Source organism: Streptomyces sp. NPDC027185, assembly GCF_055567035.1.
The window spans coordinates 95,271-108,331 of sequence record NZ_JBVHRF010000010.1 but is presented as its reverse complement, the minus strand read 5'-3'; the positions used below and the strand labels follow the sequence as shown (position 1 = coordinate 108,331).

The 13,061-nt window shown below is 69.8% G+C and carries 13 protein-coding genes and 1 tRNA gene; 5 read left to right on the top strand and 9 right to left on the bottom strand.

The window, feature by feature from the left end:
• Nucleotides 1-77: 77 nt before the first annotated feature.
• Nucleotides 78-482 (top strand): hypothetical protein, encoded by a 405-nt coding sequence (locus tag ACZ4M8_RS27870; RefSeq protein ID WP_467612143.1) that lies wholly within the window; start codon nucleotides 78-80, stop codon nucleotides 480-482.
• Between the two features lie 214 nt (nucleotides 483-696).
• Here the strand turns inward: ACZ4M8_RS27870 and ACZ4M8_RS27865 are convergent, their stop codons facing one another.
• The 4 genes from ACZ4M8_RS27865 to dnaK are packed head-to-tail and all read right to left on the bottom strand — an operon-like array spanning nucleotide 697 to nucleotide 4,899.
• The gene (locus tag ACZ4M8_RS27865; RefSeq protein ID WP_399088774.1) at nucleotides 697-1,146 is read right to left on the bottom strand and encodes a heat shock protein transcriptional repressor HspR; all 450 of its coding nucleotides are present in this window, start codon (nucleotides 1,144-1,146) and stop codon (nucleotides 697-699) included.
• 1 nt (nucleotide 1,147) lies between these two features.
• Nucleotides 1,148-2,323 (bottom strand): molecular chaperone DnaJ, encoded by a 1,176-nt coding sequence (dnaJ, locus tag ACZ4M8_RS27860; protein ID WP_467612140.1) that lies wholly within the window; start codon nucleotides 2,321-2,323, stop codon nucleotides 1,148-1,150.
• Between the two features lie 45 nt (nucleotides 2,324-2,368).
• Nucleotides 2,369-3,040, bottom strand: coding sequence for a nucleotide exchange factor GrpE (gene grpE, locus ACZ4M8_RS27855; RefSeq protein WP_467612137.1), 672 nt, complete (start codon nucleotides 3,038-3,040; stop codon nucleotides 2,369-2,371).
• Complete coding sequence (gene dnaK / locus ACZ4M8_RS27850; RefSeq protein WP_467612134.1) at nucleotides 3,037-4,899, bottom strand: molecular chaperone DnaK; 1,863 nt, start codon at nucleotides 4,897-4,899, stop codon at nucleotides 3,037-3,039. The genes grpE and dnaK overlap by 4 nt, the downstream gene beginning before the upstream one ends.
• Nucleotides 4,900-5,217: 318 nt before the next feature.
• Here dnaK and ACZ4M8_RS27845 point away from each other — a divergent pair, with 318 nt between their 5' ends.
• From ACZ4M8_RS27845 to ACZ4M8_RS27835, 3 genes are all read left to right on the top strand, one after another.
• Nucleotides 5,218-7,485 (top strand): heterodisulfide reductase-related iron-sulfur binding cluster, encoded by a 2,268-nt coding sequence (locus ACZ4M8_RS27845; protein WP_467612131.1) that lies wholly within the window; start codon nucleotides 5,218-5,220, stop codon nucleotides 7,483-7,485.
• Between the two features lie 230 nt (nucleotides 7,486-7,715).
• Entirely contained in the window at nucleotides 7,716-8,258 is a 543-nt protein-coding gene (locus tag ACZ4M8_RS27840; protein ID WP_467612128.1) for a GNAT family N-acetyltransferase, read from the top strand.
• Nucleotides 8,259-8,432: 174 nt separating this feature from the next.
• Nucleotides 8,433-9,353, top strand: a complete 921-nt coding sequence (locus tag ACZ4M8_RS27835; RefSeq protein WP_467612125.1) for a Yip1 family protein — start codon at nucleotides 8,433-8,435, stop codon at nucleotides 9,351-9,353.
• 175 nt (nucleotides 9,354-9,528) lie between these two features.
• Here the strand turns inward: ACZ4M8_RS27835 and ACZ4M8_RS27830 are convergent, their stop codons facing one another.
• The 3 genes from ACZ4M8_RS27830 to ACZ4M8_RS27820 form a co-directional block, all read right to left on the bottom strand.
• Nucleotides 9,529-10,026 (bottom strand): phosphoribosyltransferase, encoded by a 498-nt coding sequence (locus ACZ4M8_RS27830; RefSeq protein ID WP_467612122.1) that lies wholly within the window; start codon nucleotides 10,024-10,026, stop codon nucleotides 9,529-9,531.
• A 121-nt stretch (nucleotides 10,027-10,147) separates the two neighbouring features.
• Nucleotides 10,148-10,723 (bottom strand): dCTP deaminase, encoded by a 576-nt coding sequence (dcd, locus tag ACZ4M8_RS27825; protein WP_467612119.1) that lies wholly within the window; start codon nucleotides 10,721-10,723, stop codon nucleotides 10,148-10,150.
• A gap of 213 nt (nucleotides 10,724-10,936) precedes the next feature.
• Nucleotides 10,937-11,122: a hypothetical protein gene (locus ACZ4M8_RS27820; protein ID WP_345089704.1), complete on the bottom strand. Its 186-nt coding sequence runs from the start codon at nucleotides 11,120-11,122 to the stop codon at nucleotides 10,937-10,939.
• A 249-nt stretch (nucleotides 11,123-11,371) separates the two neighbouring features.
• Here ACZ4M8_RS27820 and ACZ4M8_RS27815 point away from each other — a divergent pair.
• A tRNA-Gly gene (locus ACZ4M8_RS27815) sits at nucleotides 11,372-11,445 on the top strand.
• Between the two features lie 63 nt (nucleotides 11,446-11,508).
• On the opposite strand, the gene ACZ4M8_RS27810 is transcribed toward ACZ4M8_RS27815, so the two are convergent.
• Nucleotides 11,509-12,681 carry a tyrosine-type recombinase/integrase gene (locus ACZ4M8_RS27810; protein WP_467612329.1) on the bottom strand — a complete coding sequence of 391 codons (1,173 nt, stop codon included), beginning with the start codon at nucleotides 12,679-12,681 and terminating at the stop codon, nucleotides 11,509-11,511.
• Between the two features lie 8 nt (nucleotides 12,682-12,689).
• Nucleotides 12,690-12,893 carry a helix-turn-helix domain-containing protein gene (locus ACZ4M8_RS27805; protein ID WP_467612116.1) on the bottom strand — a complete coding sequence of 68 codons (204 nt, stop codon included), beginning with the start codon at nucleotides 12,891-12,893 and terminating at the stop codon, nucleotides 12,690-12,692.
• Nucleotides 12,894-13,061 lie beyond the last annotated feature (168 nt).

Below are 13,061 nucleotides of genomic sequence, written 5' to 3'. Positions count from 1 at the left end.
GGCAGGTGACGGGCTGTTACGACGGCCTCCGTGCGCCGGTATTCTCGCCCGCACACCGACCCCGCCCGGAGGGCACGATGAACCCGGTCCGCGCCACCGCCCTCGCCGCTCTGATGCCGCTGTCCGAACTGGGCGACGAGCCGTTCCTCGTCGACGACCGCGGCCAGCACGCCATGTGCGAACGGTGGGCGGCGGCCCGCGGCTACGACCTCACCGTCCGGCTGAGCCTGCACCGGCTGCCCGCCGGGCACCCCACCCTCTGGCGCGACGCGGAACGCGGACTGGTCGATGTCTTCGTCACGCCGCACCGCCGCGCACTGGAACACGCCGTGGACGACGCCGACGCGTTCACCGCCCGCTGCGCCACCGCCGGCATCCGCCTGGCCACCGCCGACCTCGACGAACCGGTCTACGACCTCGCGATGACCTCGGACGTCCACCGCCGCCTCTCGATGCCGACGGCGGGCTACAGCGGACACTGAACGGACGGCCACCGGGGCGCCGGGCAGCCACCGGACGGCCGGCTGACCGGGCAGCCGGCGCACGGCCGGGACCGACGGGCCGAGCGGCCGAGCAGAAACGGCGCCTCGCACCACAGCCCCGCGCGCCCCGGCCCGGCCCGGTCCGGTCCCGGACATGCGAAAGGGCCAGGTCGCCCCGGCCCTCTCCGCTCACCTCGGCGCTCCTCGGTGGTGGTCACTCGCCCCGCTTGGGGCGCCACACCACCAGCGCGCTGGTCTGCTGCACATCCTGGTACGGGACCAGGTCGCGGCGGTAGGACGCGTGGACCGCGGCCTCCCGCTGCTGCATCGCGCTGGCGGCGCCCTCCAGGGCGCCCTGGAGTTCGGCGACGCGCTGCTGGAGCGCCGCGACCTGGTTCTCCAGCTCGATGATGCGCTTGATACCGGCGAGGTTGATGCCCTCGTCCTGGGACAGCTGCTGCACCGTGCGGAGCAGTTCGATGTCCCGGGCGGAGTACCGGCGGCCCCGCCCGGCCGTGCGGTCGGGCGAGACCAGTCCGAGCCGGTCGTACTGGCGCAGGGTCTGCGGATGCAGGCCGGAGAGCTGGGCCGCGACGGAGATGACGTACACCGGTGAATCTTCGGTCAGTTCATACGGATTCCGACGGTGACCCCGGCTGTCCATCTCATGCTCCCTTCGCGGCCTGGAAAAGCTCCGCCCGCGGATCCTGATCCGCGGTCGCCTCGCGGTAGGACTCCAGCGACTCCTTCGCCTTGTCGCCGAGATCCTTGGGAACGATCACCTCGACGGTGACCAGCAGGTCACCCCGGGTGCCGTCCTTGCGCACCGAGCCCTTGCCCCGGGCCCGCATGGTGCGGCCGTTGGGGGTGCCCGGTGCGATCTTGAGCGTGACGGGCGGGCCGCCCAGCGTCGGCACCCGCACCTCGCCGCCGAGCGCCGCCTCCGGGAAGGTGACGGGCACCGTGACGGTGAGGTTGTCGCCCTTGCGGCCGAAGACGGGGTGCGGCTGGACGTGCACCACGACGTAGAGGTCACCGGCCGGACCGCCGTGCTCGCCGGGCGTGCCCTTGCCGCGCAGCCGGATGCGCTGCCCGTCCGAGACGCCCGCCGGGATGCGGACCTGCATCGTCCGGGCGCTGGTGGCCCGGCCGCTGCCCTTGCAGACCTCGCAGGGGTTCTCCGCGATCAGGCCGCGGCCCTTGCAGTCGGCGCACGGATCGGTGAGCGAGAAGCCGCCGCCCGCGCCCCGGCTGACCTGACCGGTGCCCACACAGGTCGGGCAGACCCGCGGGGTGCCGTTCTTGTCGCCGGTGCCCGAGCACGCCTTGCACGGCTCCTTGCTGGACATCCGCAGCGGGACCGTGGCCCCGTCCACCGCCTCGGTGAAGCTGAGCGTCACCTCGGACTCGATGTCCTGCCCGCGCCGCGGCTGGGTGCGGGCCCCCGCACCGCCGCCGCGGTTGAACAGGCCGCCGAAGACGTCCCCGAGGCCACCGCCGAAGCCGCCGGCGCTCCCCTGCCCCTGCGCACCTCCGAAGAGGTCGCCGAGGTCGAAGTTGAAGCTGCCGCCGCCCCCGCCGGGACCGGGCCGGAAGCCGCCGTTGCCGAAGAGCGCCCGCGCCTCGTCGTACTCCTTGCGCCGCTTGGGGTCGCCGAGTACGTCGTTGGCCTCGGAGATCTCCTTGAAGCGCGCCTCGGCGCCGGAGTCACCGGTGTTGGCGTCCGGGTGGTTCTCCCGGGCCAGCTTGCGGTACGCCTTCTTGATCTCGGCGTCGGTGGCGTCCTTCGGGACGCCGAGGACCTTGTAGTAGTCCTTCTCGACGAAGTCCTTCGTGCTCATCCCCGACGTCCCTCCTTCCGCATCTTCTTCGCTGCCGTCCGCACGTCAGCCCTCGTCCGGGCCACCGTTCTCCTCGTCCGAAGCCTTGGCACCGTCCTCGGAGGCGGACTTGCCGCCCTGGGCGCCGGGCTGCGGCTCGGCGACGGCGACCCGCGCGGGGCGGATCGTCCGCTCACCGATGCGATACCCGGGCTGCAGGATGGCCACGCACGTGGTCTCCGTGACGTCCGGTGCGTACGAGTGCATCAGGGCTTCGTGGATCGTCGGGTCGAAGGGCTCGCCCTCCTTGCCGAACTGCATCAGGCCCAGCTTGGCGACGACGGTCTCCAGCGATTCGGCCACCGACTTGAAACCGCCGACCAGCTCGCCGTGCTCGCGGGCGCGGCCCACGTCGTCGAGGACCGGGAGCAGCTCGGACAGGAGGTTCGCCGCGGCGATCTCCTTGACCGCGACGCGGTCCCGCTCCACCCGGCGCCGGTAGTTCTGGTACTCGGCTTGGAGCCGCTGGAGGTCCGCCGTGCGCTCGGTGAGCGCCGAACGCACCTGGTCCAGCTGCGCGGTGAGCGCGATGTCCTGCGCGCCCTGCTTGTCGTCCCCGGCCGGGGCCGAGCCCGCCTTGTCGGCGGACTCGGCTCGCGCCGCGTCGTCAGCGTTGCCTGCGGACTCGGCGCCGGAGACGTCGGGCTTCTCCTCGAAGCCCGGGGTCTCCTCCGTCACGCCGCACCGTCCTTCTTGGGCTTCTCGTCGTCGACGATCTCGGCGTCCACGACGTCGTCCTCGGCCTTGGCCTCGCCCGCACCGGCACCCGCGGCGCCCGCGGCACCGGCGTCCGCGCCCGCGGCCTGGGCGTCGGCGTACATGGCCTGGCCCAGCTTCTGCGAGACGGCGGCGACCTTCTCGGTGGCGGTACGGATCTCGGCGGAGTCCTCGCCCTTGAGCTTCTCCTTCAGCTCGCCGACGGCGGTCTCGACCTCGGTCTTCACCTCGGCGGGGACCTTCTCCTCGTTGTCCTTGAGGAACTTCTCCGTCTGGTAGACGAGCTGCTCGCCCTGGTTACGGGACTCGGCGGCCTCGCGGCGCTTCGCGTCCTCGTCCGCGTACTGCTCCGCCTCCTGGCGCATGCGGTCGACCTCGTCCTTCGGCAGCGAGGAGCCGCCGGTGACGGTCATCTTCTGCTCCTTGCCCGTGCCCAGGTCCTTGGCGGTCACGTGCATGATGCCGTTGGCGTCGATGTCGAAGGAGACCTCGATCTGCGGGACACCACGCGGGGCCGGCGGCAGACCCGTCAGCTCGAACATCCCGAGCTTCTTGTTGTACGCCGCGATCTCGCGCTCGCCCTGGTAGACCTGGATCTGGACGGACGGCTGGTTGTCCTCGGCCGTCGTGAAGATCTCGGAGCGCTTCGTCGGAATCGTGGTGTTCCGCTCGATGAGCTTGGTCATGATGCCGCCCTTGGTCTCGATACCGAGGGACAGCGGGGTGACGTCGAGGAGCAGAACGTCCTTGACCTCGCCCTTGAGGACACCGGCCTGGAGGGTGGCGCCCATGGCGACGACCTCGTCCGGGTTGACGCCCTTGTTGGCCTCCTTGCCGCCGGTCAGCTCCTTGACGAGCTCGGCGACGGCCGGCATACGGGTCGAACCGCCGACCAGGACCACGTGGTCGATCTCGGACAGCGAGATGCCGGCGTCCTTGATGACGTTGTGGAACGGGGTCTTGCAGCGGTCGAGGAGGTCCGCGGTCAGCTGCTGGAACTGCGAGCGCGTGAGCTTCTCGTCCAGGTGCAGCGGGCCCTCGGCGGAGGCGGTGATGTAGGGAAGGTTGATCGTCGTCTCGGTGGAGGACGACAGCTCGATCTTCGCCTTCTCGGCGGCCTCGCGCAGCCGCTGGAGCGCCATCTTGTCCTTGGACAGGTCGACGCCGTGGCCGTTCTGGAACTGCTTGACCAGGTGGTCGACGACGCGCTGGTCCCAGTCGTCACCACCGAGGTGGTTGTCACCGTTGGTGGCCTTCACCTCGACGACGCCGTCGCCGATCTCCAGCAGCGAGACGTCGAAGGTGCCGCCACCGAGGTCGAAGACCAGAATGGTCTGGTCGTCCTTCTCCAGGCCGTACGCCAGGGCGGCGGCGGTGGGCTCGTTGACGATGCGCAGGACGTTCAGACCCGCGATCTCACCGGCCTCCTTGGTGGCCTGGCGCTCGGAGTCGTTGAAGTAGGCCGGGACGGTGATGACCGCGTCCACAACCTTCTCGCCCAGGTACGCCTCGGCGTCACGCTTGAGCTTCTGCAGGATGAAGGCGCTCATCTGCTGCGAGTTGAAGCCCTTGCCGTCGATGTCCACCTTCCAGTCGGTGCCCATGTGGCGCTTGACCGACCGGATGGTCCTGTCGACGTTGGTGACCGCCTGGCGCTTCGCGACCTCGCCGACCAGCACCTCGCCGTTCTTGGCGAAGGCGACGACGGACGGCGTGGTCCTGGCGCCCTCGGCGTTGGTGATGACGGTGGGCTCACCGCCTTCGAGAACACTGACGACGGAGTTCGTCGTACCCAGGTCGATGCCGACCGCACGTGCCATGTCGATTCCTCCAGTGACTTGAGTGGAACGGACTCAAGCATGCACCAGCCCCCAGAACCTGTCAACAGAGTTGAGTCTTGAGCGCTCAAGTTTTATGTCGGTCTTATCCTCAGCGGAGCAATCAAGGGCGGCGCGCCCCGCGCCCCGGCACCGCCCGGGGCCCGCGCGGCGCCTCACGCGGGGGCGCCCGCGCGACGCAGATCACCGGCCGGGCGGCTTCATGGGGCCCGGGATACTGGGTAACCTCAGCGCAGACCCGAAAAGTTACTGCTTAGTAGTCGCAGTAGTCCCCGCTCTCGCAGGCCCGAGGAGCCATCAATGCAACTCGCCGCGATCATCGTGTCGCTGGTCCTAATCGCGGTCGGCGTCGCGCTGTTCGGCCGTGCCATCGCACAGATCTACCGCTTCGTACGGCTCGGCCAGAACGTCCCCGCCGGCTCCCGGACCGACGACCCGAAGCAGCGCACCGTCACCGTGGTCAAGGAGTTCCTCGGCCACACCCGCATGAACCGCTGGGGCGTCGTCGGCGTGGCGCACTGGTTCGTGGCGGTGGGCTTCTTCTCCCTGCTGCTGACCATCGTCAACGCCATCGGCCAGCTCTTCAAGGCGGACTGGATCCTGCCGGTCATCGGCGACTGGGCCCCGTACAACGTCTTCGTCGAGTTCCTCGGCACGATGACGGCGCTCGGCATCGCCGTGCTGATCGTGATCCGCCAGCTGAGCAAGCCGGACAAGCCGGGGCGCAAGTCCCGTTTCGCGGGCTCCAACTTCGGCCAGGCGTACTTCGTCGAGGCGGTCATCCTCATCGTCGGCGTCTGCATCTTCATGCTGCACGCGCTGGAGGGCGCCCAGCACCATGTGGACGGCTACGAGGCGTCGTTCTTCATCTCCTACCCGGTCGTCAGCTGGCTGGAGGGGATGGACGTCGCGACGCTCCAGAACCTCACCTACTTCTTCGCCGGGCTGAAGATCGCGACGTCCTTCATCTGGATGATCACCGTCGCGCTCAAGACCGACATGGGCGTCGCCTGGCACCGCTTCCTCGCCTTCCCCAACATCTGGTTCAAGCGCGAGGCGGACGGCGATGTCGCCCTCGGCGCGCTGCAGCCGATGACCAGCGAGGGCAAGGAGATCGACTTCGAGGACCCGGGCGAGGACGACCAGTTCGGCGTCTCGCAGATCGAGCACTTCTCCTGGAAGGGCCTGCTCGACTTCTCCACCTGCACCGAGTGCGGTCGCTGCCAGTCGCAGTGCCCCGCCTGGAACACCGGTAAGCCGCTGTCGCCGAAGCTGCTGATCATGGCGCTGCGCGACCATGCCCACGCCAAGGCGCCGTACCTGCTCGCGGGTGGCGGGAAGGACGCCGAGGGCGCGGAGAAGGCGACCGCCGAGCAGCTGGCGGACGTCCCGGCGGCGGCGCTGGCCGAGGCCGAGCGGCCGCTGATCGGCACCCTCGAAGAGGGCGGTGTGATCGACCCGGACGTGCTGTGGTCCTGCACCACCTGCGGCGCCTGCGTCGAGCAGTGCCCGGTCGACATCGAGCACATCGACCACATCGTCGACATGCGCCGCTACCAGGTCATGATCGAGTCCAGCTTCCCCAGCGAGGCGGGCACGATGCTGAAGAACCTGGAGAAGAAGGGCAACCCCTGGGGTCTGGCCAAGAAGCAGCGTCTGGCCTGGACGAAGGAGGTCGACTTCGAGGTCCCGGTCGTCGGCAAGGACGTCGAGGACCTGACCGAGGTCGACTACCTCTACTGGGTCGGCTGCGCCGGCGCCCTGGAGGACCGTGCGAAGAAGACCACCAAGGCGTTCGCCGAGCTGCTGCACATCGCGGGCGTCAACTTCGCGATCATGGGCGGCGACGAGAAGTGCACCGGTGACTCCCCGCGCCGGCTGGGCAACGAATTCCTCTTCCAGCAGCTCGGCGCGGAGAACGTCGCCACGCTGAACGCCGCGTTCGGCGAGGACGACGAGGACCCGGAGACCAAGAAGCCGAAGTCCGCCAAGAAGATCGTCGCGACCTGCCCGCACTGCTTCAACACGATCGCCAACGAGTACCCGCAGCTCGGCGGCGAGTACGAGGTCATCCACCACACGCAGCTGCTCCAGCACCTCGTGGACGAGGGCAAGCTGGTGCCGGTCACGCCCGTCGAGGGCCTGATCACGTACCACGACCCCTGCTACCTCGGCCGGCACAACAAGGTCTACACACCGCCGCGCGAGATCATCGCCAAGGTGCCGGGCCTGCGGAACGAGGAGATGCACCGCCACAAGGAGCGCGGCTTCTGCTGCGGCGCCGGCGGCGCCCGTATGTGGATGGAGGAGCGCATCGGCAAGCGGATCAACAACGAGCGGGTCGACGAGGCGCTCTCCCTCAACCCCGACATCGTCTCGACCGCCTGCCCGTTCTGCCTCGTCATGCTGACCGACTCGGTCAACGGCAAGAAGAACGACGGCAAGGCCAAGGAGTCGGTCCAGGTCGTGGACGTCGCGCAGCTGCTGCTCGACTCCGTCAAGACCCCCGCCGACCCGGCCGACGACGCCCCCGCCGAGGACGCCCCGGAGCCGGAACCGGCGAAGTGAGACCGCTGCCCCGGGTGGCCCCTGGGCGCGCCCCGACGGCCCCCTGACGGCAGGTCCGCCGACGGCCGGTCCGTACCGATACCGCGAGAGCGGTCCCGGGCGGACCGGCCGTCGGCGTTTCCGGCCTTCGTGTCCGGCTCCGTGTCCGGGCCTCCCCTACGGGTTGCGCCCGCCGGGCCGGGGCGGAAATCCGGGCGACGTCCGGGGCGCGGTCCGGCACGATGGCGGCCATGACCTCAGCCCCGGCACCCGACGCCCGGTCCGGCGACGCCGGCGACACCGCGTCCGGTCGCGGCACCGCCGTCCCCGAGGGCACCGCGCCCGACGGCGTCCGCGTCCGCCGCGCCGGCGCCGCCGACGCCCGCGCCATCGCCCACGTCCACCGCGAATCCCGGCGGGTCACCATGCCCTACCTCCCGCCGCAGCGACGCGATCTCGACGCCGTCACCGCCTGGGTCCGCGACCGGCTGCTGCCTACCTGCACCACCTGGGTGGCCGAACGCGGCACGGACGTCATCGGCTACGCCGCCGTCCACGGTGACGTGCTCGAAGACCTCTACCTCCACCCGGACGAACTGCGCCGCGGGCTCGGCACCCGGCTCCTGGAAACGGCGCTCGCCCACCGGCCCGGCGGCCTCACCCTGCACGTCTTCGAGGCCAACACCGGTGCCCGCGCCTTCTACGCCCACCACGGCTTCACCACCGTCGCCACCGGCTCCGACAACATGGAGGGCCTGCCCGAGCTGACCCTCCACCGGGGGCCGGCTCACTGAGGCGCGCCTCCCCTTCGGGGCGTCCCCTAGGGGTCATGGCCGGTTTGGGCAGGTAGCGGTGTCCGGTTACCCCTAGGGGATGTCACAGCTCGGCAGCAAACCCCCTCCCGCCGTCCCGGGCCGTCACCGGTCCGGTGCGGAGCAGGTACGTTCGTGGGCGTGGCTGGATTCAGGATGGGTCGCGGACAAGATCCCCGCGCCGCACAGGACAGGCAGCAGCAGGGGCAGCAGGCACCGTACGGGCAGGGCCCCTACGGGCAGCAGCCCCCGCCCCCGCACGCCCAGTGGCAGCAGCCGCAGTCCGGGCCGTACGGCGGCGGGCCCGGCGCCACGCAGCCGGACCGCCCCGGCGAGCCGGAGTACTTCGGCGACGGCGGCTACCAACAGCAGCCGTACCACCCCCCGTACTCCACCGCCGACGCCCCCGGCCACACCCAGCAGTTCAGCCTCGGCGAGGCCCCGGACGCGTACGGGCAGCAGCCCTACGGGGACGACGACCGGCAGTACGACGACGGCGGCGTCTACCGCGCCGGGCAGAACACCGCCCCGTCCGGCCCCCGGCTGCACTGGAAGCAGCTGCTCTCCGGCATCGTGCTGCGGCCGGTGGCGACGTTCTGGCAGATGCGCGACCACCAGGTCTGGGCGCCCGCGCTGATCGTCTCGTTCCTCTACGGACTGCTCGCCGTCTTCGGCTTCGACAAGGCGCGCGAGGACGTCCTCAACGCCACGCTCGCACAGAGCATCCCGTGGGTGCTGATCACCGCCGTGATGTTCATCGTCGGCGGACTGATCCTCGGCGCGGTCACCCACACCCTCGCCCGTCAGCTCGGCGGCGATGGTGCCTGGGCGCCCACCATCGGCCTGTCGATGCTGATCACGGCCGTGACGGATGCGCCCCGGCTGCTCTTCGCGATGTTCCTCGGCGGCGACAGCCCGCTGGTGACGGTCCTGGGCTGGCTGACCTGGCTGGCCTCCGGCTTCCTGCTGACGCAGATGGTCAGCAAGTCCCACGACCTGCCGTGGCCCAAGGCGCTGGGCGCCGCCGCGATCCAACTGGTCGCCCTGCTCGCCCTGGTCAAGCTCGGCACGCTCTGACCGTACGACCGGCCGGGTGACTGTTTCACGTGAAACAGGCCCGTGGCCCGTACGGACCGAAGGGCCCCGCCCCCGGATCTCTCCGGGGGCGGGGCCCTTCGGCGTCGGCGTGCGCGCCGGAACGCCGGAGGGGCCGCGGCGCTCCGCCACGGCCCCTCCGGGATCAGCTCGTCCGTCAGGCGTCCAGCACCTGGTTGTCCCGGCGGACCACCGGCGGCTGCACGGACCACGGGAAGTTGATCCAGTCGTCGGTGCGCTTCCACACGTACTCGCACTTCACCAGCGAGTGCGACTTCTCGTAGATCACCGCGCTGCGGACCTCGGCGACGGTGTCCTTGCAGAAGTCGTGCACCAGCTTGAGCGTCTTACCGGTATCGGCGACGTCGTCGGCGATCAGCACCTTCTTGTCGCTGAAGTCGATGGCGTTCGGCACCGGCGCCAGCATGACCGGCATCTCCAACGTGGTGCCCACACCGGTGTAGAACTCCACATTCACCAAGTGGATGTTCTTGCAGTCCAGCGCGTACGCCAGGCCACCGGCGACGAAGACTCCGCCACGCGCGATCGACAGCACGACGTCGGGCTCGAAGCCGTCGTCGGCGATCGTCTGCGCCAGTTCGCGGATGGCTCCGCCGAACCGCTCGTACGTCAGGTTTTCCCGTACGTCACTCACGAATCTCTCTCAGACCTTCTCTGTCTTACGCCCTGTGCGCGCCACGCCCCGGGGCGCAAGCCCCGCCTTCGCACGCCGTACGCCACCCCCGCCGCGCACGCTCGCTCCGGCGGGCATGCCTTCACACCTGAGTACGGTGGAAATTCTTGAAGGACCGCGACGGGGTCGGCCCCCGCTGGCCCTGATACCGGGAGCCGTACCGCTCCGACCCGTAGGGGTGCTCGGCCGCCGAGGACAGGCGGAACATGCACAGCTGCCCGATCTTCATCCCCGGCCACAGCTTGATCGGCAGCGTCGCCACATTGCTCAGCTCCAGGGTCACGTGCCCGCTGAACCCCGGGTCGATGAATCCGGCCGTCGAGTGCGTCAGCAGCCCCAGCCGCCCCAGCGAGCTCTTGCCTTCGAGCCGGGAGGCCAGATCGTCCGGCAACGTGATGACCTCGTACGTCGAGGCCAGTACGAACTCGCCGGGGTGCAGGATGAACGCCTCGTCACCCTCCGGCACGACCTCACGCGTCAGGTCTGCCTGCTCCATGGCGGGGTCGATGTGCGGGTAGCGGTGGTTCTCGAACACCCGGAAGTAGCGGTCGAGACGCACGTCAATGCTGGACGGCTGCACCATCGACTCGTCGTAGGGGTCGATGCGCACCCGACCGGCGTCGATCTCGGCCCGGATGTCCTTGTCTGAGAGAAGCACGGGGACGAGGATACGCGCCCGCCCACCTGGACCCCACCTGTGGCGGACGGGCGTGACCTGCGCAACTCCGGCCGGTGATCCCCCCGCGCCATCCGGCGGCCACGGGACCGGGACACGAGGACGGCCCGGCCCCACCGGGACCGGGCCGCCACCCGTCACTCCTGCTTCCGTCGGTTCCGGCCCGCCCCGACACCTGCCGGGCGGGCCGCCGGGCTACCGCTTCGCGTACTCCACCGGAACCGCGTTGCGCAGCCGTGCGCAGCGCGGGCACCGCAGCAGCCGTCCGGGGCCGAGCCGGTCGGTGGTCTGCATCGGGAACGAAGCGGTGCTGAACACGTGCCCCTCGGCACAACGGACGACGGTGCGCTCCATCAAGTCCTCTCCCAACTGCGTGGACAACGAAAGCCACATTAGGGGATCAACCGGGCGCCTTCTCCAGTGGCACTCCGCCACCGGAAAGCACCGCCGAGGACCATGGACGCACCCCGCTCAGCAACCGGGGAACCACCCCACCGTACGCCCCAACTCCCGCCCCCACAGCAGCTTCACACCATCGGAGCCACCGCCCCGCACCGCGGCGCCGCACGCGCCGGCCGGGCCATGGGGTAGAGTGTCCGCAGATATCTCGCCGCACATGCTGGCGATTTCGCGGGTGTAGTTTAATGGTAGAACATGAGCTTCCCAAGCTCAGAGCGCGGGTTCGATTCCCGTCACCCGCTCCAACTGCTCAGGCCCAGCTCAGGGGCACAACCCCCAAGCTGGGCCTTCGTGTTGTCTAAACCAATTCAGGCACCGCGCACCACTTCCGCACCACTTCCGCCTTCCTTCGCCGCCTCAGACGCCTTCTTGCGCGCCTCGCGGACCATCCGGTCAAGGCCACCGGCCACTTCCCGCTGACGGTCAAGATCGGAATGTTGGTAGATGAGAGCAGCCCGCTCGGTGGACTGACCAGCCCGCACCATCGTGTCCTTCAGCGTCGCCCCGGATCGTGTCGAGAGCGTGTGGCCGGTGTGACGAAGGTCGTAGGGCCGGAAGTTGTCCGGCATCCCGACCGCCTTACGAGCCTTCCGCCACTTCCGGCCGAAGGAGGAGCGCCGGAAGGGGGCGCCCTTCTCCCCGACGAACAGCAAGCCGTCCTGGGGCTTCTCCGCGTACCAGTCGAGATGGCGCCGCAAGTCCTTGTGGAGGAACCCCGGGAGCACGATGAGCCGTCGGCCGGCGTCCGACTTGGTCTCCCCGAGTGCGCGCTTCCCGTTCGTCAGCTCCGGCGCCGCCGCCCGGACCCGGATCGTCATCGCGTCCAGGTCCACGTCCTTCCGGCGTAGCTCCGCCTGTTCCTCCGGCCGCATCGGGCCGTAGGCGCCGAGGAAGACCATCAGCCGCCAGCGCGGGCCCACGGCATCGGCCAGCGCGTCCACCTGCTCAACGGTGGCCGTCGGCCGCTCGGCCGCCGATTCCTTGCCCGCGCCACGGATACGGCATGGGTTCCGGCGGATCAGCTCATCATCGACCGCCGTCTCCAGGATGCCCTTCAGCAAGCGGTAGGACTTGGCGACGGTGGTCGCGCCGGTCGCCTTCAGCCGCTCCGTCCTCCACTTTCGGACGCCCGGCGCGGTGATCTCGTCCAGATCGAGTTCGCCGAGCTGCGGCAGCAGATGGAGCCGGAGGAGCCGCCGGTAAAGCTCCTCGGTGGTCTCGGCGAGATCGTGGTCTTCCACCCACTCCAGCGCGTACTCCTGGAAGTTGACCGCGCCCGCGTCGGGCGCCCGCCAGTCTCCTCGGGTGAGGTCCGCCTCGACCTGCGACAGCCAGATCTCCGCGTCCGCCTTTCTGGCAAAGGTCTCGGGTGCGCGGTGCCGCTCGCCGGAGTGGTCCAAGTAGGTGGCCGTCCAGCGGCCGGAGCGGTACTGCCGCACCGTGCCGAACCGCCGCTTGTTCGCGCCGGGCTCCGGGCCCATCTTCGCCATCAGGCGGCCCTCCTGCGGGAGGAGGGGCCCAGGGCCGGGACGGTGCGGGCTTTCAGGTACTCCTCGATGGCGCTCTCCGGGATGAAGATGAGCCGCTTGTCCTTCACGTACGTGATGCGCCGCTCCGCGATGAGACGCCGTACGAACCGTTCGCCGCCAAGGAACTCTGCGGCTTCGCGTACCGACAGGTGACGTTCAAGCACAGCGCTCCCCCTTGGGCGACAGGTCTTCTTGAGCTGGAAAGACATCGGTGAATGGCTCCTGGTCGTACCTGGTGGCGCTGCTGCCGAAGCGCGGGGAGGTCTCCCCGGAACGGGCTCGGTCGCCCCCGAAACGGACTGCGGTGCGCCCGAAACGGCGCGGTCCGCCCC